The sequence below is a fragment of the Arachidicoccus ginsenosidivorans genome (genome assembly GCF_007971385.1).
Classification (GTDB): Bacteria; Bacteroidota; Bacteroidia; order Chitinophagales; family Chitinophagaceae; genus Arachidicoccus; species Arachidicoccus ginsenosidivorans.
On record NZ_CP042434.1, the window covers coordinates 2321004 to 2344708 of the forward strand.

13 protein-coding genes are annotated in these 23705 nt (G+C 41.4%); 9 read left to right on the plus strand and 4 right to left on the minus strand.

The features are described 5' to 3' along the window. Positions 1-7 precede the first annotated feature (7 nt). The 5 genes from FSB73_RS09355 to FSB73_RS09375 all read left to right on the plus strand — a co-directional run bounded on the left by FSB73_RS09355 (position 8) and on the right by FSB73_RS09375 (position 11898). Positions 8-2878: an alpha-L-rhamnosidase gene (locus FSB73_RS09355; protein ID WP_146781244.1), complete on the plus strand. Its 2871-nt coding sequence runs from the start codon at positions 8-10 to the stop codon at positions 2876-2878. A 212-nt stretch (positions 2879-3090) separates the two neighbouring features. Beyond that, a complete protein-coding gene (locus tag FSB73_RS09360; protein ID WP_146781246.1) occupies positions 3091-5382 on the plus strand; it encodes a GH92 family glycosyl hydrolase in 2292 nt (763 codons plus the stop codon). Positions 5383-5387: 5 nt separating this feature from the next. Continuing rightward, entirely contained in the window at positions 5388-6098 is a 711-nt protein-coding gene (locus FSB73_RS09365) for a basic secretory protein-like protein (RefSeq protein ID WP_146781248.1), read from the plus strand. A 1163-nt stretch (positions 6099-7261) separates the two neighbouring features. After that, positions 7262-10219, plus strand: coding sequence for a SusC/RagA family TonB-linked outer membrane protein (locus FSB73_RS09370; RefSeq protein WP_225974661.1), 2958 nt, complete (start codon positions 7262-7264; stop codon positions 10217-10219). Between the two features lie 17 nt (positions 10220-10236). After that, the gene (locus FSB73_RS09375) at positions 10237-11898 is read left to right on the plus strand and encodes a RagB/SusD family nutrient uptake outer membrane protein (RefSeq protein ID WP_146781251.1); all 1662 of its coding nucleotides are present in this window, start codon (positions 10237-10239) and stop codon (positions 11896-11898) included. Positions 11899-12055: 157 nt separating this feature from the next. Here FSB73_RS09375 and FSB73_RS09380 read toward each other — a convergent pair whose 3' ends face one another. The 3 genes from FSB73_RS09380 to FSB73_RS09390 form a co-directional block, all read right to left on the minus strand. Continuing rightward, positions 12056-13075 carry a LacI family DNA-binding transcriptional regulator gene (locus tag FSB73_RS09380; RefSeq protein WP_225974662.1) on the minus strand — a complete coding sequence of 340 codons (1020 nt, stop codon included), beginning with the start codon at positions 13073-13075 and terminating at the stop codon, positions 12056-12058. 272 nt (positions 13076-13347) lie between these two features. Next, entirely contained in the window at positions 13348-14715 is a 1368-nt protein-coding gene (locus FSB73_RS09385) for an alpha-L-rhamnosidase-related protein (protein WP_146781253.1), read from the minus strand. 17 nt (positions 14716-14732) lie between these two features. Then, positions 14733-15707 carry a glycoside hydrolase family 78 protein gene (locus tag FSB73_RS09390; protein WP_146781255.1) on the minus strand — a complete coding sequence of 325 codons (975 nt, stop codon included), beginning with the start codon at positions 15705-15707 and terminating at the stop codon, positions 14733-14735. Positions 15708-16092: 385 nt separating this feature from the next. Here FSB73_RS09390 and FSB73_RS24660 point away from each other — a divergent pair, with 385 nt between their 5' ends. Genes FSB73_RS24660 through FSB73_RS09400 form a run of 3 tightly spaced genes read left to right on the plus strand, consistent with a single transcriptional unit; the run spans position 16093 to position 20688 of the window. Then, complete coding sequence (locus FSB73_RS24660) at positions 16093-16554, plus strand: carboxypeptidase-like regulatory domain-containing protein (RefSeq protein WP_225974663.1); 462 nt, start codon at positions 16093-16095, stop codon at positions 16552-16554. After that, positions 16554-19100 (plus strand): SusC/RagA family TonB-linked outer membrane protein, encoded by a 2547-nt coding sequence (locus FSB73_RS09395; RefSeq protein WP_225974664.1) that lies wholly within the window; start codon positions 16554-16556, stop codon positions 19098-19100. The genes FSB73_RS24660 and FSB73_RS09395 overlap by 1 nt, the downstream gene beginning before the upstream one ends. 28 nt (positions 19101-19128) lie before the next feature. Further along, entirely contained in the window at positions 19129-20688 is a 1560-nt protein-coding gene (locus FSB73_RS09400; RefSeq protein WP_146781257.1) for a RagB/SusD family nutrient uptake outer membrane protein, read from the plus strand. Positions 20689-21201: 513 nt separating this feature from the next. Here FSB73_RS09400 and FSB73_RS09405 read toward each other — a convergent pair. Beyond that, the gene (locus tag FSB73_RS09405; RefSeq protein ID WP_146781259.1) at positions 21202-21435 is read right to left on the minus strand and encodes a helix-turn-helix domain-containing protein; all 234 of its coding nucleotides are present in this window, start codon (positions 21433-21435) and stop codon (positions 21202-21204) included. A gap of 149 nt (positions 21436-21584) precedes the next feature. Here FSB73_RS09405 and FSB73_RS09410 point away from each other — a divergent pair, with 149 nt between their 5' ends. After that, positions 21585-23642 carry a SpvB/TcaC N-terminal domain-containing protein gene (locus tag FSB73_RS09410; protein WP_146781261.1) on the plus strand — a complete coding sequence of 686 codons (2058 nt, stop codon included), beginning with the start codon at positions 21585-21587 and terminating at the stop codon, positions 23640-23642. The last annotated feature ends 63 nt before the right edge of the window (positions 23643-23705 follow it).

Genomic DNA, 23705 nt, shown 5'->3' on the forward strand with positions numbered 1-23705 from the left:
CAAATCAATGCGGGGATCAAGTCTAATAAAAGCTGCTTTTGGGTTTATAGGGTTTATGCCATTTTGCTTAATGGCACAGCGTAGCGCGCCATTAAGCAGGACGACAAAAGCGCCTATTAATGGCACTTATGCATATGCTCTTAAGTGTAATTATCTTTCAACACCCCTGGGGGTTGATGAGCTACATCCTACACTGAGTTGGAAGCTTTCAGCAAATAACGATGGCGTTGGCACTGCAAAATATCCAATTTATTATCAGGTGATCGTTGGGAAAGATTCTACTGAGGTCGCTAAAGGCACAGGGGCTGCTGATACGCGCGGCTCAAATTCTACTTCCATTGTTTGGAATAGTGGCTTTAGGGTTTATGACAAACCTTTTACCAGGTATCACGGAGCCGCTTTAAAGCCATTTACCAGATATTACTGGAAAGTCATCTGCACTGTAGATACCAGTATGGCCGTTGGAGCACGAACCAGTACAGCGCAGTCAGTCAGTTATTTTGAAACCGGACTGCAGTCAATCTATAACTGGAAAGGTGCCTGGATATCCGATAATCATCCGATCAGCTTTAAGCCGGCTGGTTACTTTAGAAAGGATTTTGCACTGCAAAAAAAGGTAAAATCCGCCAGAATCTATATTGCCGCTGCAGGGCTCTATAAGCTAATGCTGAATGGTAAGCAGGTGGGTGACCGGGAGCTAGATCCGGTTTATACCAGATTTGACCGGCGACTGTATTATACGACTTATGATGTGACTAGTTCATTGCTTAATGATCAAAATGCCCTGGGAGTAATACTTGGTAACGGATGGTTTAACCTTCAGTCTACGGCAGTCTGGGATTTTGATAAAGCACCCTGGAGGGCCAGGCCATGTTTTGTCCTGGATCTAAGGATTGTCTATGAGGACGGCTCCGTGCAGACTATTCATACGGGAAAGGATTGGAAAACAAGAACCGGTCCGATTGTCTTTAATAGTATCTATACTGCTGAGCATCATGATCATAGGTTGAGCCTGGAGGCGTGGGATCTGCCCCATAAAAAAGCAGACCAATGGCATAAAAGCCACGATTCCCTCTGGCAGGACGTGATCTACCGCTCGGCGCCTTCCAAAAAGATTACTTCCGCCATGATGGTGCCGATTAGAAAATCAGCGCCGATCGCTTCGGTTTCCATGCATAAATTTAGTGATACAGATTATGTATTTGATATTGGGCAAAATATTGCCGGCATCTCAAAAATCAAGGTGCAGGGTAAAGCAGGCACTGTATTGCGGGTAAAACACGCAGAACGTTTGTATAAGGATGGTCATGTCGATATCTCCAATATCGACGTGCATTACCGGCCTACTGACGATTCAGATCCTTTTCAGACGGATATTTATATCTTATCGGGAAAAGGAGAAGAAAGCTTCAGACCCTGGTTTGGTTATAAGGGTTTCCAATATGTGGAGATTACTTCAAGTGCACCTATCACCCTAACAAAAGAAGCGGTGACTGCTTATTTTATGCATAGTGATGTGCCGGTGTCCGGTCATATCCATAGCGCTGACACGATTTTAAATAAGATCTGGGCGGCCACCAATCAGTCCTACCTTTCTAATTTGATGGGCTATCCTACGGATTGCCCCCAAAGAGAAAAAAACGGCTGGACGGGTGACGGGCAAATCAATGTACAAACGGGCCTATATAATTTTGATGCGATAACGGTTTATAAGAAATGGATGCAGGATCACCTGGATGAACAGCAGCCCAACGGCGTGTTGCCTTCCATTGTGCCTACTGACGGCTGGGGATATGAATGGGGCAATGGGCCGGACTGGACCAGCACCATCGCAGTAATCCCCTGGAATCTCTATCTTTTCTATGGGGATAGTCAGGTACTGCGTCATTGTTATAATGGCATTAAGCATTACGTGGATTATATCACCAGCATTAGTCCCAGCGGCATATGCAGTTGGGGGCTAGGGGACTGGGTGCCAGTAAAATCAAGAACGCCGGTTCCCTTTACTTCTACCATATATTATTATACCGATGTTCAGATTCTTTCCAAAGCGGCGAAGCTTTTTGGTAAAAAGGAGGATCATATTAAATACAAAGCACTAGCAGCAAAAATTAAAAAGGTATTTAATGAAACCTATCTGAATAAACAGACAGGAATCTATGATAAGGGATATCAGACGGAGATGAGTGCGCCCTTATATTGGGGCATTGTTCCAGCGCAATATGCAGATAAAGTAGCGGAGCAGTTAAATAAAACAGTAATGCAAGACGGGTATAAACTGGATGTTGGCTTACTGGGCTCCAAAACGATTCTGGATGCACTTAGCATGTATGGGTATCATAATACCGCTTATCAGATGGCATCAAGCCGGGTTTTCCCTTCCTGGGGATGGTGGATGGTCAATGGCGCTACGACGCTTTATGAGAATTGGAATATCCAGTCTAAAAATGATATCTCCATGAATCATATTATGTTTGGACAGATTGGTGCCTGGATGTACAGTGGGCTGGGCGGTATTTTGCCGGACCCTGAGGTGCCTGGCTTTAAACATACGATCCTCAGACCTGGCTTTCCTGATCGTCTCAACGGTTATCAGGTAGATCATAATACCCCCTATGGTGAGATCCGTTTAAATTGGAAAAGAGCGGAAAAGAAAAAATCCAGCGTGATTACATTGCAGGTGGAAATTCCCATAGGCGCTTATGCTACTTTCTATGTACCAGCAGGTTACGCGCCAGTGGGTAAAAGCCCAAATGTTAATTGGATAAAGAAATCTGTTGTAGCAATTGATAGGCATGTCCAAGACGGCCAAAATCACCCTTCATTTCTAGCTTATTTGCCTTCAGGAAGCTACCAATTTGAATTCCAGAAACAATAAACCAGAAAACGATAAATAAATAAACAAACAAAAACAAACAAAAAGCAAAACACTCAATCAAACCAAACAAAGAGATTTTTTAAAAACCGTTAACACTGCATTGGAAATTGTTTGGCAACAAGCCGTCTTGGGTTATGGTAATTTCACCGTTAACTGGAAGGAAGCTAGAAGCTAAAGCGCCGGGCAGTGCTGTTTTAAAATTTAAACTAAACATGCAAAAACTACTTTTTTTCATTGGCTGCTGTTTATTATATGCAGGCCAGATTAATGCGCAAAGTCAGCCATCCAAAACGGATTATGCTGACTTGGTGAATCCACTGATGGGAACCGATTCCAAACCGAGTCTATCCAACGGGAATACTTATCCCGCTATCGGACTGCCTTGGGGAATGAACCTCTGGACACCCCAGACAGGCAGAATGGGTGACGGATGGGCTTATCAGTATACCGCAGATAAGATCAACGGGTTTAAACAAACCCATCAGCCTTCTCCCTGGATGAATGACTATGGTGCTTTTGCCATCATGCCGATCACGGGCAAGGTGCGATTTGAAGAGAAAGACCGCGCCAGTTGGTTCTCCCACAAAGCAGAGATCTCAAGGCCTTATTATTACAGGGTGTACCTGGCGGATGAAGATGTTACAACGGAAATTGCCCCTACGGAAAGAGCAGCCAGTTTTAGATTTACTTTCCCTAAGACGGACAGCAGCTCTGTTGTCATTGATGCGCTGGACAAGGGATCTTATATTAAAGTAATTCCTTCAGAAAATAAAATCATAGGATATACCAAACGAAATAGCGGCGGCGTCACGGAGAACTTCAAAAACTATTTTGTGATTGTTTTTGATAAGCCCTTTGATTATGTATATACCTATAAGGATGGACAGCTGACTCAGGCTGATGAACAAAGCTGTGATCACGCCGGGGCGGTAATCGGTTTTAAAAACACGACCAAAGGCGAACAGGTGCATGCAAAAGTCGCCTCTTCCTTTATTAGTTTTGACCAGGCGAATCAAAATTTAAAAGAAATTGGCGCCGATAATTTTGAGACGGTTAAAAACAAAGCCCATAAGACCTGGAATGATGTTTTGGGTAAAGTAGAGGTTTCTGGCGGCACGCCAGAACAGCTAAAAACGTTTTACTCCTGTCTGTATAGGATGGTATTCTTCCCTTTAAAGTTCTATGAAATTAACGCCGAAGGTAAAGCGGTTCATTATAGCCCTTATAATGGCAAAATAGAACCAGGTTATATGTTTGGCGGTACCGGTTTCTGGGATACGTTTAGGGCATTATATCCTTTTTTAAATTTGGTCTATCCGCATATTGTAAGAGAAATGCAGGAAGGGCTGGTTAATGATTATAAAGAAGGAGGCTGGCTGCCGGAGTGGTCTGCTCCCGGTTATCGCAATATTATGATTGGGAATAACTCTGCTTCGATTGTAGCAGAAGCTTATATTAAAGGACTCAGAGGCTATGATATTAATACGTTATATCAGGCATTGATTCATGATGCCAATAATGAAGGCCCCATGCAGGCGGTTGGTCGCGCTGGCGTTAAGTATTATAATGAATTGGGATATGTGCCTTATGATGTCCATATCAATGAAAATGCAGCCCGCACTCTGGAGTATGCCTATGATGATTATTGCATTTATACGCTGGGCAAAGCGCTGGGCAAACCGGCCTCTGAAATAGATATTTACCGCAAAAGAGCGATGAATTATAAGAACTTATTTGATCCCTCTCATTTATTAATGCGAGGAAAAAATAAGGACGGTCAGTTCCAGTCTCCTTTTAATCCTTTTAAATGGGGTGACGCCTTCACAGAAGGCAATAGCTGGCATTATAGCTGGTCTGTCTTTCAGGATGTACAAGGTCTCATTGATCTGATGGGGGGCAACGCTAAATTCACGGGTATGCTGGACTCAGTATTTGTGATGCCACCTACTTTTGATGATAGTTATTACCATGGTGTCATCCATGAAATCAGGGAAATGCAGATTGCTGATATGGGACAGTATGCGCATGGCAATCAGCCCATCCAGCATATGATCTATCTGTATGATTATGCAGGACAACCCTGGAAAACGCAGTATTGGGCTAGAGAGACCATGAATAAGTTATATAAAGCAACCCCGGACGGCTATTGTGGAGATGAGGATAATGGGCAGACTTCTGCCTGGTATGTCTTCTCCGCGCTGGGTTTTTATCCAGTGACTCCTACCAGTACAGAGTATGCGACAGGTGCACCACTATTTAAACATGCAAAGATTCATTTTGAAAATGGCAAAACACTGGTGATTGATGCGCCTGGTAACACCGCGTCTACCCGTTATGTCGAGTCAACTCGTTTCAATGGCAAGCAGTATACGAAAAACTATCTGGATCATTTTGCCATGCAAAAGGGAGGCCTCCTGGAAATAAAGATGAGCGAAACGCCTAATAAACAAAAAGGAACAGCCAAAAGCGATGCACCTTTCTCATTATCCACTGTCAAAAACTAAAATAGATGATTAAAAAAATTGGATCGATCCTTTTATTAGGCATATTTTGCACTGGGGCTGCGCTGCACGCTCAGCGTCACTGGAATCAGATTCTGTCAGATAAGGATTTATCAAGAGATACGATTACCAAAAAAGGCATTACCCTGATCTTTATTAATAAAGAAGAGGGATTCTCCAAGGCAGAGGCTGGGCGGATGCAGGAAACTTTCTTTGAGATTTATCCAAAGGAGATCAAGACCTATAATAAAAAAGCGGCCAAAAAAGTCGCCATGATTATAGATCCGGAATATAAAGGGGTGGCCGCTACTGCCGGCACGGTGATCAGAATCAATCCCGAGTGGATGGAAAAACATCCGGAAGACCTGGATGTTGTGACCCATGAGGCTATGCACATCGTGCAAGCCTATCACGGTCATTCTGGCCCCGGATGGATCACAGAAGGGATTGCAGATTATGTTCGCAATGAGTTTGGCGTAAATAACAAAGCCGCCGGCTGGTCCTTGACGCCCTTCAATGAGAAACAAAGTTATACTAATGCTTACCGTATAACGGCTCGTTTCCTGGTGTGGATAACCCAGCATTATAAAAAGAGCTTTGTTCAATCACTGAACTTTGCGATGCGCGAGGGTAAATACACGGATGGTTTTTGGAAGGACCAGACAGGCAAAACCGTAGATGAGCTTTGGTCTTTATATAGCCAGAATCCAGCCATTTAAAAATTGTACGATTAATTTTTATTACCGGTTTTTAATCCACATGAATATTCAACATTGTATCGTTTGGTGTTCCATCTAGCATAACACTCAAGTTAACAAAACAAAAGCCTGAGCAATTTAGTTGCCTCAGGCTTTTTTATGGTAAGATTTATTGAGGGAATTCTTTTGCGTAGTTATGGCTCGGATGATGATTATCTAAAGTTTGTAAGTGTCTACTGCTGCTGATTTGCTTGCTGCATAATATTGAACAAATTTTGTCGAAGATTGATCCCTTAATTTTCGGGTGAAAGTTTTGATTTGACAAACGTTATTTCTTGCCACCAGGAGCTGTTGAAAATGCTAATGAAAATGGATAAATGTGAAAGCAGGAGGCGCAATATTTAAATAAAGTGCAAAAATTTTATAAATACAAACAATGAATGTTATGCGTAAAATTGTGGAATTTTCTCCACACTCAAGCTGAATGTCAAATGGAAAATAGTTTTAAAAGATGAATGATTGTTATTTTCTTAATTCCTTCTAAATACCTGCTATTATTGAATTACAGGAGAAATTTCGATATAATTAAGGATGCATTTATGTATATGAAATATTATCAAATTGTGTACTCAATTCGTGAATTATTATGTACTGAATTTTCATCATTTAAAATTCATTAAGTATCCAGTCGCCATCCATTAACACAATAGCTCTTTAAACCTTTCTAATTTTAACCTCTAATTTGATAAATAACCTTCTGTGATTTTAAGCGTTGCTAATATCTATCGGAAAAAGAGAAAGCAACTTAAATGATTTGTTTTGATGAACACCTATAAAAGTGATATTGAGCTGAATAATCAAATATTGTCGAAGCAAATAATTTTTACATCCTGGTTAGGTATTGAATGTTGTGATAGATACATAAGTATTTAAACTGTTCAAGGGTAATACCCATAGGTGATACCATTAGGGAAAAATAACGCTCTAAGAGGTACTGGCTATTTATTGCCTAAGTTGAATGCTTAATGTCTGATTTTTTAAAGGCTTTTTAAGCCTGTTGTTTGAATCGGCAAGTGTGGTATGTGTTGTAATGAATTGTGGAAATGGAAGATGCGCAGTTGTTTAATGCATACTTCACAGACAACACTTGTTTTTGTTTTAATAATTAAAACCAATCCATTATTATGAAAAAAGCCTTTAAGATCGGCATTGCCGCATTTCTTTTGGCCCTTTTAAACTCTGTTACAGTAATGGCACAACAGGCCAAAACTGTAGTGGGAGTGGTAAAAGATTCTGCCACAGGGGCTCCTATAGGGGGCGCTTCTATACAGGCAGTAGGCGCTAAAGGAGGCGCAATTACAACAAGTGTAGGAACCTTTAACCTAAAGGCGCCCTCCACTGCTTCTGTTATTACAGTCTCTTCTATTGGTTATGAAAAGGCCAGTGTACCTATTACAGGGGACAGTCTGGTTATCTTATTGTCAGCAGTTACAGATACTTCGCTGAATGCAGTGGTCGTTGTCGGTTATGGTACACAAAAGAAAGGTGACCTGACTTCCGCTATTACGCAAATTGATGACAAAGACTTCAGTAAAGGTGGCGCTCGTAATGCATTAGACTTGATTCAGGGTAAAGTGGCAGGGCTTGCAATTACCCGTACTTCCGGTTCCAACCCGAACTCTAGCCCAAGTATTCAGCTAAGAGGGGTTGCCTCCATTAGTGGATCTAATAGTCCGCTGGTAGTAATTGATGGAGTGCCCGGTGGTAATCTTGACCTTTTACAACAAAGTGACATTGAATCCATCTCCGTATTAAAAGACGGTTCTGCAGCGGCCATTTATGGATCCAGAGCTAATGGAGGTGTCATTTTGGTGACCACCAAACATGGTCACGCGGGTGCACCAAAATACGAATACAATACCTGGATCAGAAAGGAATATCTTTCCCGTTATCCAAAAGTATTGAGTGCTGCCGGTTACCGGCAAAAAATCGCAGATGGCGAAATCTCTGAAGATAATGACAAAGGCGCCACAACAGATTGGTTTGATGAATTAATCAACCATGATAATTTAAGCCACTATCATAATATCTCCATGAGTGGTGGAGATGATAAGACCAATTATAGAGCCAGTCTTTATTTTTCTAATTATGAAGGGATCGCCAAAGAAAACAGCCGTCAACAATACGGTGCTACGGCTAGTATAACTCATAAAGGTTTCAATGACCGTTTATTGACTCAGGTAACCTTTATGACCAATCATAACTCTGCTAATTTATTAGGAGGAGGTAATTGGGAAGACGCTCTATTCAAGGAAAATCCTACGCAAAGCCCTTTTGATTCAACTAATAACGGGGGCTATTGGAATGATAACCAGGTGGAAAATGTTGTATCCCGCCTGCATCAGGAAAAATCACTACGCGATCAGCAAACGACCTTGGCGCAGTTTAAATCTACACTTACAATCACTAAGCAGTTAAGTGCAACGGTTACTGGATCTTCACAAAGAGATCAGTTTGTGGATAATCAATACAAAATGCTGGATTCAAGGGCATCTCAAAATGATGGGGATAATCCTGGTGGCGGATATGCGTATAAATCCTCCAATCTGGCCAATGATTATCTGATGGAAACTTACCTGAACTACTCCAATACTTTTGCTCAGGATCACGCGATCAGTGCAATATTGGGTTATAGTTACCAATATCATGAAGAAGAAAACTTCAATGCGAGCAATAAGGGCTTTTCTGCTGATGAAACAGAAGAGAATGATTTAGGTGCCGGTAATGCTTTAGGACAGGGACATGCCGGGATGGGTAGTGAAAAATATACCAATACCCTGATTTCTTTTTACGGCAGAGTAAATTATGCCTATAAAGATAAATATCTGTTGGAAGCAGTACTTCGTCATGAGGGTTCCACCATGTTTGGGGTGAATAATAAATGGGGTAATTTCCCAGCGGTTTCTGCTGGTTGGGTTATTTCCAAAGAAGCCTTCATGGATAATGCCCATTGGATCAATAATTTAAAATTAAGAGCTGGTTATGGTATTACAGGTAATCAGAGCTTTGGTAATGGTACCTATCCTTTTGTAACGCTAGGTACAGGTGGTTATTACATTTATCCGGATGGAAGCTGGCACCAGACTTATGGCCCTTCCTTAAATCCAAACCCGGATTTAAAATGGGAAAGAAAGAAGGAATTTAATGTGGGTGCAGACTTCGCCATGTTTAACAACCGGTTTTCTGGATCCATTGATTATTTCCAGAGAAGAACAGACGGCTTGGTCATCAAGGCTATTGTTGAACAGCCTGCCAATGTAGCCTCAGAAACCCTGCAAAATGTAGGAGAACTGGGAACCAATGGTTATGAAATTACCTTAAGTGGAACACCAATCCGCAATGGCGATTTTAGCTGGAATATTGATGCGACAGCGTCACATGCAAGAACTAAGCTTTTAAAATACACCAGTGGTAACTGGCTGACCGGTGGTGGCATCGGTGGTTATGGTGACCTGGGTAATGCTTATAACTATATTTATCCTGGTGATTATCTGGGTGGGTTCTTCGGAAAAACCTATGCCGGATTAGATGAAAATGGTAAATGGCTATTCTATGACAAGGATGGTAATAAAGTGGATGCGGACCAGGCAAATAAAGTAGAGAATGAAGGTGTGATCGGAAATGGTATTCCTAAGCTCTATGCATCACTAACCAACACATTCTCCTACAAGAACTTTTCATTAAGGTTTTCCCTGCGTGGTAAATTTGGATACGATATCTTAAATACCATTGATCTTTCTTATGGTAATCAGTATACATTGCCTACCAATGTATTGCAATCCGCTTTTACCAAGTACAAGGATATCAACGATACGTATCAGTACTCTGACTATTACCTGCAGAAAGGTGATTTTGTCAGACTCGATGAGGTTACTTTTTCTTATAATGTTCCTATTAAAGCCAATAATTATATCAGAAGCCTGAGTGTGTATGTAACAGGATCTAACCTGGCCTTATTCACTGGCTATGATGGCAATGATCCGGATTTTGTAGATGATACCGGACTTTTCCCAAGTATCGATGGACGTGGGGTTTATCCAAGTACCCGTTCCTTCCTGCTGGGTGTTAATGTTGGTTTTTAAAATTATAAAAAGAACGAATGATGAAAATCTTTAAATATTTGCTATTAGCAACAGTTGCCCTAGGCGCCTTGTACTCTTGTACAAAGCTGGATTCTACGGCTTACCATTCCATCCCGGCTGATGCCTATTATCAGAATAAGGATGAGGTTATCTCTGCGGTACTTCGCCCCTATACGCATACCAATGCCTGGGCGACCAGTTCAGGACAAATTGGTTGGTGGCGTGTAAGCGCCCTGGCCGGCGACCAGCTGGCCTGGCCACAAAAAGGTGTGGATGGTTATGATGGAGCCAAGTGGATCCGCTTGCATTATCATACCTGGAATTCAGATGATGATGACGTAAGAAACCCTTGGAAACTTTTATGGACAGGGCTTGGTTATTGTAATTCCGCGATCGCCAATATTGGGGCTCGTCCGGCAGCCTCTATGGGAATCACTGAAGAAGAACAAAAGAATTATATTGCGGAGCTAAAATTACTCCATGCCTTCTATTATATCCGCATCATGGATCTATGGGGTAATGTGCCCTGGATCACGTCCTTGGATGTCGTTCATCCTCCTACTTTGCCCGAAGCGCAGATATTTGATTCTGTTGAGGCTGAGATTAAGGACAATATTAATTTAGTTCCGAATCTTTCTGAGGAAATGCTTGGAAGAATGAGTAAAGCAGGTGCCTATGCCATGCTGTCTGAACTCTATCTGAACGCAGAAGTATGGTCAGGTAAACCAAGATGGCAGGATTGTATCAACGCATGTGATTCTTTACTGGATAACAGGGCTGGCGGCGTAATTAATAATCGCCTTTCCTTGGATTCTAATCTGACGGAGACTTATTTGCCAAGTAATAAAGCGTCTCAGGAACAGATTTTTGCGATTGTCTATAATCATCAGTCCGCGGATTGGAATGCTGGCTTCCCTTCTGACTTCTATCACTTTAACCAAAAGTTTATTTACGGAGGTACTGTAACAGGTAATAATGGTATTGTTGTAATTCCTGGGGTTTATGATACTTATGATGACGCAGATCAGCGTAAAAAGGAATGGTTCTTTATTGGCCCGATGTGGTATTATGATACCGCCTCCAAGACGGATAATGCCAATAAGAAATTTCCGGTAATGGGGTATAGAGAATATCAAGGTAAACAACTGGTTTTTGTAGATAATATCAGAAGAAACAGTGAGCTTAAAGCAGGACAAGACCCCTCAACTTTGGTTTCAGATATGACCCATGGAGAAGAAAACAGCGGTGTGCGTTTTAATAAATACAAATTGGGCGCCCAGGATGATCCAAATTACAGAAGTACCAGCTGGATGATCTACCGGTTGACGATGATTTATTACGCTAAAGCAGAGGCGGAAATGCGCCTAAATGGCAATAAGGCGACACAAGATGCGGTGGATCTGATCAACACAGTCCGAAAGCGTGATTTTGATCCGAAGGTCTGGCCTTCTAAGAAATATACAACTGCCAACTTTACAATGGATTCTTTGCTGGCGGAAAGAGGGCGTGAGTTTATTTTTGAAGGATACCGCAGACAGGATCTAATCCGGTTTGGCAAATTCACAACAGGTACCTGGTGGGATCATAAGCCACTCAATGATAAAAATAAATTACTGTTTGCAATCCCGATTGAGCAGTTGTCGCTGAATCCGAACCTGAAGCAAAACCCTGGCTATTAATAGGGTTTGTATTCACCGGTAATGCAGTACTTAAAACTTGTTTTAAAATGGTGAATGAGAGGAGGCTACATTTAATTAAGTGGCCTCCTTTTTTATGTTGATGATAATTTCTTCAGCTAAAGTAACTTGATGAGCTGATGAAGGAAGAGGCACTAATTTAAATTTTGCGAACCGAAGAAGCGCGGATAAGTAGCGGTGTTTTTAAAATAATATTGGAGGTCAGGTTAATATCGATGCGCTCTGCAATATGGGCCAGTAGGTTTTTAGCTGCCAGTTCACCCATTTGAAACCCCGGGTAGTCCACAGTGGTGAGTGCAGGATCTACAATGCGGGATATCATATCATTATTGAAGCCAGCTATAACGATATCTTCTGGAATCTTTTTGCCACTATGCTTTAACTCATGCATACAACTGGCGGCACAATGGTCATTAGCGACAAATACACCATCAGCCATTAGTTTAATTATGCTATGGGCGGCATCAATACCTGCCTGTTCGGAGAGGTCATTTATTAGGACGTTTTGTGTATCAAAGGGTAGTTTAAATTCCTGAAGCGCTCTTCTATATCCAGCCAGTCTTTCTCTGTATACATTACTGAGTTGATTGCCTGTGATATGCACAATCCTTTTTGCACCTTGCTCGATTAGATGTTTGGTGACCTTATAGCCTGCTGATTCATTATTAATGGTGATAGCAGGCAGATCGTTACCCATGGGTGTGCGATCGAAAAATAAAACGGGTATGCCTTGTTTTTGAATGCGGTTAAAATGGCTCGTTTCTTTTGTGTTTTCGGCAAGGGAAACGAGGAGCCCTGCTACGCGGTTGTCAAACATGGTCTGTACATTGATGATCTCTTTACTGACATCCTCCAGTGACTGACTGATTAGTAATGTATAACCTGCATTATTGACCACGCCTTCAATACCTGCAATTACCTGAGACATAAAATAACTGTTCAGTTTTGGGACGATAATGCCAATGGTGCTTGTTTTTCTATTTCTAAGGTTAATGGCAAAAGTATTGGCCCGGTAACCCATTTCTTCTGCCGTTTTAATGATTCTTTCTTGGGTCCGATGGCTTACAGAACTATGCCTTTTTAAGCCGCGACTAATGGTAGAAGGAGCCAGGTTCAGCTTTTTTGCGATATCGTAAATAGTGACTGGCTTATTGATCATACAAGTTGCATTTATAAAAATTGAAAATCCTGTAACAAATATATTGGTTTTGCCTGAATAAAATGCAATCGATTGTAATAAATAATAAAAAAATGGTATAAAACGCTAATATAGTGTCTTTTAGGAGTATTTAGAAGTCTGTAAACCTTGGTGAAATAACTATGTTTTCATTAATGCGAGGTTGCGGCTGTAATGCCTGCAAGTAGATACTTTAGTTCTTTTACGAATATTTTGGACGTGTTGAGAAATATCCAACGATTGTTTTTTGAAATTTATTGACGCTGAACTTTAAATGTATGTTGACCAGCCATTACTGCAGGTATTTCCCAGTAACGACCATCGGGGTCTAGGCTGGCCTTTATTTGCTGCCCATCCATGGTAATTACCGCAGGTTCTCTACTTAACGTCGGAAGACAAATCCTGGCGGTTGTATTGCCTGGTATTGCTGCTTGTAGTGTAAAGGTTTCAGCGCTTTTTTTGAAACTTACCGAAATGATACCCCGAACAGTGGGGTACTCAATACCGGCGCTGTCTAATGTGCCAGGATGGGGTCTAATCAGAATTTCTTGGAAACCTGGTTTAAGAGGGGTGATCCCCATCAGGTAACGGACGATATAATTAGCGGGAGCGGTGCCCCAGGCGTGATTCCAATCCTGATTGGGTTTAAATTTTTGGCCCCATGCTTCCATAGTCATTGTCGCGCCTTCCACAATCATATTATACCAACTGCGCTTTTTTTGAGAGGTCAGCAGTTTGAGTGCATAATCAGAATGGTCTTTTTCACCGAGTGCTTCCAATAAGAACTGTGCCCCATAGACACTGCAGGAGACGCCTCTGGATTTTATAAATGCCAGGACTTTCTGGAGGTTATTTTTGGGAACCAGGCCAAAGGCCAGGGCAAACATATTGGCATGAAGGGAGCTATGCTGTGTGCCGATTCCATCTATGATCAGCCCGGTGGAGGGATTTATAAAATGCTTCAAATAGGCTTTTTTTACGTTTGCGGCCCTTTGACGATAATCATCGGCATCTTTTGATTTATGGATAGCAGCAGCCAGAAGCGCCATATCCTTTAAGGCTTTGTAATAATATGCGTTCACTACGGCATTATAATCCGTAAAGACAAAGCCATCTGTCTCTTCCTTTGTGTGCGGCCAATCGACAATATCTTTCAATCCTGGATTGCCATCAAAGACTTTATAATGGATGGATTGTAAAAATCCTGGGGATTGTTTACCTGTGCGGGTACTGATTAAACCATTGCTATCCTCAAGGGCTGTGAGTACTTTTGGTTGCAGATCCTTGTAAATGTTTGCCAGATTGCGTGGGTCACCACTATACATATAATCATTATAGGCGATCATGGGATTTTGCAGAGACCATTCTGTGGGCCAGGTAGGGTGATAGACAAGATAATTTAGTGTTCTTTTGGCCATATTAAAAATGGCCGCTGTGCTGTATCCGGAAAGTTGATTGATCAGCGCATCTGCTTCATAGGGAATACGCTCTCTGTCTCCGTCTACATAATATCCTGAAAAAGAAGTCGCCTCAATGGTGTACTTACATAAATCCCAGACCTGATTCAAAACTGAGTCCGAACTTGTAAAATTAGTAGTCTTCTGATCAAAAGGAATATGGATAAGATCTCTGGTGACGGCTACAGGAACATTTTTACTAAGGTCCCTTGAATGGCCAGATAGCGAAAGGGGAGAACTTCTCCAATATAGGCTGGCATCTTAATCGCACTCCTTTTTGTATTTCTTTTGTCGGATTCAATAGGAATCCGGTAGTTATGGGTTCCTTTTTTGACAGGAAGCACGATTTGACGGAAACGTACTGTTCCAGGAGGAGTCCTGTTAATCCGATGACTGGCGTCTAGTTGTTCCCCTAATAATAGCTGGATCGTATCATCTTTAGCTGCGCGTATGCTAACTATGGGTTGACTGAAACCGTCTTTGCCAAAATCGTATAAACGGTAATCCATAGAAAGGTCTTTATGGCTTAAAGGCTTTTGCCGGGTCTTGGTTAAAACAAATCCGGGCAGTGCACCTGCTGTAAGCTTGGCGCCAGTCCTGAATGTCTGGACAGCGGAGAAGGTGCTTTGACGTATTCTGGAGGCTTTGCCAGCTGACTCTCCCCAGACCCTGACTTTCCAGTAATAGACTGTATTAGGTTTTAAAGAAGGGCCTGTATAGCGTACGTTTATATTTTGCTCGCTGATTTGTTGACCGGAGTTCCATCCAAAATCAGTAATTGAGGTTGACTGCCTATTATCTAGCGCTTCACGACTGGTAGCTAACAGCAATTGATAGGCAGTTTGTTTAGTAATGGTTATTGGAACCACCCAGCTGAACCCTGGATGACTGCTATTTATCGAACTATACTGTAAAAACTTGCTATTGATAGCGGTAATTGACTGCAAAGAAATATTTGTTGGATAACCGTTTTTATAAACACGCTCTGGATGGATAGTAAGATCCACTCTGAGCTGTGTGGGAGCAGCAGCAGTTATTTGCGTAGCCTTGTTTTGACCACTTGCTGCATTAAAAGTACAGGCGAATAAAAGTGTTATCACCATGAGTGATATTACTGAAATGAGCTCTTTTTTCCCACCTGTGTTTGAATGCTGCATAATTATTGGCGAATTTATTTATAAATCGGATTATATGATTGTCTGTTGCAATATAACGATTTCAGGGGCAAAGCTGCTTTATCAGAAAAATCATGTTGGACATCTTTGATCAATAGAAAATAAACAAGTGCCTTCGATATTGATATTAGTGAATCAATATAATTTTAAAAAAGTTGCTTCAAAAAACTACGCTTAATTTCTAATTGCTTTTAATTGATAACGTTTTCAGCAGATAGTAATTATTATTACTTTTAAATTATCAAATAATTATTATAATAAAATGTAAAAGCTTTATATTTGTTTAAGCATAAGCCATTTATGATTGAGTGGCAAAAGCTTCGGTTTCTTTTGATTCACATCCATTCATCCTTAAAAAATTACATTTATGAAAACAAAACGATTATCGTCAAGACTCGCTTTGTGCCTGGGATTGCTGTTGCTATCCCTGGCTGGTTTTGCCCAGACCAAGACGGTTACAGGTACTGTAACCAACGAAACGGGCAGTCCGGTTCAAGGAGCTTCTGTAAAAGCTGTTGGAACCACCACTGGAGCTTCAACCGGTGAAGACGGTTCCTTTGAGCTGAATATCCCAAGTACGGTGACCCAACTGGAGGTTAGCTATGTGGGTTACGTATCCCAGACTGTATCTATTGCCGGGCTTAGTGTTGTCAAAGTACAACTGAAGCCTGCAAATGACGCTGCCTTGGATGAAGTCGTTGTAATCGGTTATGGCGAGGTTAAAAAGAAAGACCTGACAGGTGCCGTTGCCAGTATCAGCGCCAAGGATTTCAATAAGGGCGTAATTACCGCTCCAGATCAATTGATTCAAGGTAAGACCCGGGGGTAATGATTATTAATAATACGGGGCAACCAGGAGGTTCTACTACCGTAAAGATCAGAGGGAATTCTTCTATCCGGGCCGGTAATAATCCGCTCTTTGTTCTGGATGGTATTCCGCTTTCCGGAACTTCAGCCAGGCCAGGAGGCAGTGGTGGCTTTAGTACCGATGGTGGTAATCCGCTCACTTATCTGAACCCAAGTGATATTGCCAGCATCGACATTTTGAAAGACGCTTCCGCCACAGCGATTTATGGGTCAAGGGGCGCAAATGGAGTGGTTATTATTACTACTAAGCGCGCAAAAACGGGTGAACCAACACTGAATTTAGGAGCTTCTGTTGGCATCTCCAACCTACTTAAAAAACCAGATGTATTGAACGGTTCGGCGTTTAGGAAGGCTATTCAAAATTATACACCTGATGATGTGGCTACTTCAGATTTTGGCAGCAATGTGGATGCTTTTGATGCGATCACTAGAAAAGCGCCTACGCAAAATTATTATGGTGACATTACAGGCGGTACCGAAAACGGCAGATATCGCTTATCTCTGGGTCATCTTGATCAATCCGGCATTATCAAAAACTCTGACTTGAAAAAATATACGGCAAACTTAAGCAGCAGTTTTAAATTTCTGGAAAACAAAAGATTAGGTTTGGATGTTAACCTTTTGGTTACCCAAACCAATGAAAATCTGGCGCCGATCGATGTTGGTGTCGGTTTTACCGGGAACGTTATCTCTCAGGCATTGCAATGGAATCCGACCAGGCCTTTGTACGACGAAAATGGCAACCGTACTTATGTATCTTCTAACCAGATTAATCCAATGACATCTCTGGCTGCTTATAAAGATAAGGCTGTCGTAAATACGATTGTAGCCAGTGTATCTCCTTATTATAAAATAACAGATGATCTGGAGTATAAACTGATCTATAGTGTAACCAGACAAACAGGGGAAAGAACTGGTCGCTATATTGCGGGCATGATTGATTCAAGTCAGGTGGAAAACGGGATGGCCTTTGTGAGCAATAACACCGAGACGGATCAACAATTAACCCAAACCCTTAGCTACAATAAACAGTTATCCGATGATCTTAGTCTGAATGCTGTTGCTGGTTATGAATTTCTGGATTATAAATACTACTGGAACTCAGAATCTGGCAGTGGCTTCAATTACAACGGTCTGGATTTTTATGACTATTTGAACTATTCTACCGCCAATAACAGATCCATTAATTCTTACAGGGACCCCTCCAATCAATTACAGTCTTTCTTCTTGAGAGCCTCCTTTAATTATCTGCAAAGATATTTGTTAACGGCTACGATCAGGCGGGATGGTTCTACAAAGTTCGGGGAAAATAACCGGTACGCGAACTTTCCATCGCTGGCCTTCGCCTGGAACGTATCTAATGAGCCCTTCCTAAAAAACAGTCGCATAGTCAATCAATTAAAACTTAGACTCGGGTGGGGTGAAACAGGTAATTCTGCGTTCCCTTCAGGCGCTTCCAGGGACCGGTTTACTTTTGGTACGCAGTCCATTACCCAGGCCAATTTTGGCAACCCAGACCTTAAATGGGAAGCGTCTAATACGCTGAATGCAGGGATTGACTTCGCTTTATTTAACAGCAGGTTATCCGGATCGCTGGATTATTTCAATAAGAAAACAACAGATGCACTATTTGAGAGCATTATTGCCCAACCAGCACCACCTAGTGGTAAGCTATGGGTGAACCTGCCAGGAGAAGTATCTAACAAGGGTTTTGAGCTGTCACTAACCGGCAATATTGTCAGTAAAAAAGACTGGAACTGGAATCTGACCGTCAACGGAACCTACATACAAAATAACGTGTCTGGCCTTACGGGCTATTATACTACTGCTGCATTGCGAGGCCAGGGTTTTTCAGGTGTACTGGGTCAACGCATGGTAAATGGTCAACCTTTAAATGTCTGGTATCTGGCTAAGTTTGCCGGTATTGATCCTACAACCGGAACCAGCATGTATGTTGCCAAGGATGGGACAGTAGGTACTCCGACAAATGATGCAAAATACGATCCTGCGCTGAATAAGTTTTATGTAGGCAGTCCTAATCCTAAATATCTACTTGGAATTACAACGGATGTAACCTATAAGAAGTTTACGGCTACTTTTAATATGAACGGAGCATTTGGTCATTATTTGTTTAATAATACCATGGCTACTGTTTTAGGCTTGAGTAACCTTCCTGGCAGAAACATCGGATCCTATTATGATAATCCCTCGCTCAATGAATCTGTTTCTAATTCTGCATCTGCTTCAACCAGATATTTGGAAAAAGGGGATTATATGAAGATGTCTAATATAACGCTAAGTTATAGAGTGGGCAATATCGGCAACACGATAAAAAATCTGAATGTCTCACTGACAGGTCAAAACCTGTTTGTATTGACTGGATATAACGGATTTGATCCGGAAGTCAATACAGATGGTTCAGACGCAGATATTCCATCCTTGGGCATCGAATATCTACCTTATCCACCAGCAAGAACCATTCTGTTGGGTGTAAATTTTTCTCTATAACATTATTAAAAGCATAAAAAATAATAATATGAAAGCTTCAAAATTTTATTATGTGGTTCTCATTATGTGCAGCCTGGTATTTACAGTGTCCTGCACAAAATTAAATGAGGATCTCTATAGTGAGCTGACGGGTGCAGGCAGTTCTAAGTCCGTATCAGATTTACTCACCAGCGCTTATTCTACTTTAAACGGCCCCTATCAGCAAGATAACCGCTGGTGCCTGCAAGAAATAACAACAGACGAAGCCATCGCTCCCACCAGAGGTGGTGACTGGGATGATAACGGGATACACAGAGCTTTGCATCTGCACCTTTGGAACTCAGATAATTCTTATATGCTCAATACCTTTAATGGGTTGGGAAATGCCATTTTCCAGGCCAGCAATGTATTAAGGTTTAACCCAACAGCTCAGCAGGCCGCTGAAGCAAAGTTTATCCGCAGCCTGGCCATGTTTGATATGTTGGATCTTTGGGGCCAGGTGCCATACAGAGAAAATCTGGATGATTTTAAGACTCCGCCTTCTGTTATGACAGGTCAGGATGCTATGGATTTTATCGTCAAGGATTTAAATGATGCCATGAAAGATCTGCCCACTGCTGGAGTGGCATATGTGGCTAGTAAAAATGCCGCGAGGGTTTTATTGATGAAGCTTTATCTGAATAGAGGTGTTTTTCTAAACCGTCAATCGCCAACATTCAGTAAAGAAGATATGAATCAGGTAATCTCGCTGGCAAAAGCCATCTCCGCCTCCAAGGCATATAAAGTATCTGATCCAGGCCATTATTTTGACAATTTTGCACCCAACAACGATAAGATCTCTACAGAAAATATCTTTACGTTGTACAATGAAAATGGCGTAAGAGGCGGAAGTGTGGATAGGACCTGGAACACCGTGGCACATTATAATATGTTGCCGGGTGGATGGAACGGCTGGGCGACGCTCTCCGATTTTTATAATAAGTTCCAGAGCTCAGATGAGAGAAGAGGTATTTATTATGATTATCCGGCAGATACCACTTCCAATAAAAGTCAGGACTATCATAGACAGAATGTGGGGTTTTTTGCAGGACAACAATACAGCTGGGTTACCAATGAGCCTTTAATGGCCAGAAATCCCAGTACGGCACCCTTGGTTTTTACACCTGAAGTGACGCTTAGAACCTCTGGTGCAACATTGGAAACAGCCGGTATACGTCCCATGAAATATGCCTATGATTATAAGAGTGTTGGGCAAAAAAACAATGACTGGGTGGTCTATCGTTACTCAGATGTTCTATTAATGCAGGCAGAGGCGATACTTAGAGGTGGTGATGGAACCACGGCAGAAGCGATTGAAATAGTAAATCGTATCAGAACCAATCGAGGAGTACCTGCATTGACGACCTTGACACTAGATGATTTACTGGATGAACGTGGTCGGGAACTTTATTGGGAAGGATGGAGAAGGCAGGATTTAATCCGTTTTGGGAAATTTCTGGATGCCTGGCAGGAAAAGCCTGCTGATGTAAGTCCTAATACTTTATTATTTGCGCTACCGGCTCAACAGGTGGCCTCTAATCCTAATCTGACACAGAACCCAGGGTTTTAATGTAAGTGAAATTTAGTTTAGATTGATGGCTGAGCCGTTCTAATGGAAAAACTAGGGCCACCCTTGCAATAAATCAGCGGGAGTGGCCCTAGTTATTTTTGTGTAAGGCAGATTCAAGCCATAAATGCAACACCTCCAAAGGGCTTCATAATCATCGGCATGCTCAGTGCGCATATGTATTATTGCTGTGGGGCTATGGCCCACAGCGTTCTATTATTGGGAGGTCACCATCCAAGCCTCATGACAACTCTCAAACAAAGTTGCATTTATGACTTGAATGTACATAATATTGAATACTGAAGCTGCCTTCAGAATCGGTACAGGGGAAGGGTTGTTAAAAAGTGCTGATAGAATATTGGATCCTTTAACCTGTGATTCTTGACGATACCAAAAGCCACAGATCCTGTGAGGATAAAAACGTTCTAACCGTAATCCGTTAAGTAGTTAAGGTCTTGAGTTACTTTTGAGCAGCATTTTCATTTAGAAGTTAGGATAGTTATATGTCTTTTTACCTCAGAAAAAATCTTTGAACAAATCCATAAAATCTGCCATCGTTAAATTTAAGACTGCGCAATAATTTAATAATATGATTAATTGAATGGGAATTTTACCGTTTTCTAATTTGCTTATGTAAGATTCACTGACTTTGATTTCGTTTGCCACAGTTAATTGTTTGACTTCTTTTTCGATTCTTTGTTTTTTTAATGCTGCGCCAAGCTTACGCCTGAAGGTAGAATTACTATTCATATGTATGATTTATGGGTTCAACTTTCCTGACAGGAAAGAAATAAATGTTCTGATATGGAAATAAAGTTAAGAATAAAATAATAATATTGTGAAAAATATTTCAATAAATGAAATGATGTATTAATATTAAGCCTACAACCCTGCCTACGATGAGAAGAATACTTTTACTTTTAATATTATTGGGATGCTACCAGATTATTAGCGCACAGGATTCTACAAATAAGCCACAAAAGCAAGAGGTGAAATCAGGCATAGCCAGCCCCATGACTCTGCCCCCTCCTCCTGGTGGAGGTACAATAGATGGCCCCACTCATGTAACTTATGGACAAACTTATAATTATTCATTCCAATATTTATATCCAAATGTAACATGGGCTGCTTCAAATGGATTGGTCATTAGTTCTACATCTACGACTGCGGAAGTTGTCTGGTCTGGATCAATTGGTGTGGTTTCTAGTGAAGAAAGTAGTTTTCATGCAGACTACGCATATGGTGGACCTAATGTGTTGCAACCCTCTTACAATCCATTGATTCCAGAACAGCCGCTTACAGGTACCTTATCTGTTTACTCAAATGGCACATTAGAGGCAAGCATTGATGTTACAATAACAGTAGCTCCATTAAATGGAGGAAATATAAGTGCCAAAACTCAGGTGGTTGTGGAAGGTCAAACGCCGTCATCTTTGACCTATTCAGGTGCCAGTGGAGGAACAGGCCTGGCCTTTGATTATCAATGGCAAATGTCTACCGATGAGAATACTTGGTCAGACATTCCTGGCGCAACTGGACTCACCTATAATCCGGGATTACCCCAATCAAAGTATTCGTATTACCGGGTGATAGCGACGCAAGGGAGTGCACAGGCTTATTCATCGGTTGCCTCGATTAATAAAATACTTACGGCAACGCCGCCTCCAATTGTGCCGGTTCAAGATGATAACTATACTATTGATCTTTCAAAAATGGTTGGTACAACCGAAGGCAAATTAAATGTAAATTCATCTGGAGGAAGTCAATATTCTATTCCTATTCAAGTACTTCCAGGTACGAATGGGCTTCAACCAAATATTTCCTTATATTATAATTCAAGGGCGGGATCTGGAATTGCGGCTAAAGGGTGGAATTTAAGCTGTTTGTCTGAAATAAAGCGGGCGGGTAAAAGTTTCTATTTTGATGGAAAGCGTTCTCCGGTCTCTTTTAGCAATTCAAATGATGTTTTTGAATTGGATGGACAAAGACTCTTCGCAATTTCGGGAGAGAATGGTGCAGATGGAACCATTTATGGCAAAGAAAGCGAGGATTATTCAAAAATCGTGTCATATGGAGGCACCGAAAATACAGGGCCGGATTGGTTTCAGGTAACCCAAAAGGATGGTACTATTATGGAATATGGCAGAGTCGCGAATGCTAAATATGCGGCTTATAATGCAACTTATATTTGGTTGCTCAATAAAGTAACAGATCGAAATGGGAATTACTGCCTCTTTAAATATAACGTGGATCCTGAACAGGAGGCTTTTGCATTAATTGAAATTGATTATACTGGTAATGATGCAACTGGACTACAACCATATAATAAAATTTTGTTCTCCTATTCCATTAAACCGCACCCTGAAAATACTTTGCAATTTAAAGATGGAGTTGCAGTTAAAAACCCGTATTTATTAGACACAATTTCCGTTATAAACAGTTCAGGAACTGTGATGAGACGTTATCTTTGTGGCTATTTTGTAAGCCGAGGACAATATTATTTGAAGACGGTTTCTGAGAGTGGAAGTGATGGCTCGATAAGAAATCCTTTAATATTTAACTATGGGTCCTCTGCAGCATCTTCTCCAGTGGCCTTGTCTCCAATGTTAAGTGGGTTACAAACTGATGGCTCGATTTATTCTGGAAATTTTCATGGAAACGGCATATATGGGTTGATTTCGGCTAATTGCACAATCAATAATAACGGACTTACCGAGTATTTGGGGTTTAGTATGTATGGAAAAGTTGCTAACGATCCCGAGCATCCTCTGCTTAAGTTGGATTATTCTGAAACTTTGAATGGATCTAATATTGTTTACGATCTGCCTAATGGACCGAGAGGTCGATATGATGCGTTAACCTCTGATTATGACGGAGATGGGAAAGCTGATGTCTTATTTTGTGGGTTTTCAGATTCTTCTGGCGTTAGAAAGCTTAAAAGATACAAATTGATTTGACCAGGTTACGTGCAAATGGCAATTTTGGGTATGATTCCATAGTAAATACAAATATGCCAGATA

What these genes read in the sequence shown, in the direction of transcription:
- FSB73_RS24660 (WP_225974663.1), top strand. Translation starts at nt 16,093, where the DNA reads ATGAAAACAAAACGATTATCGTCAAGACTCGCTTTGTGCCTGGGATTG.
- FSB73_RS09375 (WP_146781251.1), top strand. Translation starts at nt 10,237, where the DNA reads ATGATGAAAATCTTTAAATATTTGCTATTAGCAACAGTTGCCCTAGGC.
- FSB73_RS09355 (WP_146781244.1), top strand. Translation starts at nt 8, where the DNA reads ATGCGGGGATCAAGTCTAATAAAAGCTGCTTTTGGGTTTATAGGGTTT.
- FSB73_RS09365 (WP_146781248.1), top strand. Translation starts at nt 5,388, where the DNA reads ATGATTAAAAAAATTGGATCGATCCTTTTATTAGGCATATTTTGCACT.
- FSB73_RS09410 (WP_146781261.1), top strand. Translation starts at nt 21,585, where the DNA reads ATGAGAAGAATACTTTTACTTTTAATATTATTGGGATGCTACCAGATT.
- FSB73_RS09380 (WP_225974662.1), bottom strand. Translation starts at nt 13,075, where the DNA reads ATGATCAATAAGCCAGTCACTATTTACGATATCGCAAAAAAGCTGAAC.
- FSB73_RS09405 (WP_146781259.1), bottom strand. Translation starts at nt 21,435, where the DNA reads ATGAATAGTAATTCTACCTTCAGGCGTAAGCTTGGCGCAGCATTAAAA.
- FSB73_RS09370 (WP_225974661.1), top strand. Translation starts at nt 7,262, where the DNA reads ATGAAAAAAGCCTTTAAGATCGGCATTGCCGCATTTCTTTTGGCCCTT.
- FSB73_RS09395 (WP_225974664.1), top strand. Translation starts at nt 16,554, where the DNA reads ATGATTATTAATAATACGGGGCAACCAGGAGGTTCTACTACCGTAAAG.
- FSB73_RS09360 (WP_146781246.1), top strand. Translation starts at nt 3,091, where the DNA reads ATGCAAAAACTACTTTTTTTCATTGGCTGCTGTTTATTATATGCAGGC.
- FSB73_RS09400 (WP_146781257.1), top strand. Translation starts at nt 19,129, where the DNA reads ATGAAAGCTTCAAAATTTTATTATGTGGTTCTCATTATGTGCAGCCTG.
- FSB73_RS09390 (WP_146781255.1), bottom strand. Translation starts at nt 15,707, where the DNA reads ATGCAGCATTCAAACACAGGTGGGAAAAAAGAGCTCATTTCAGTAATA.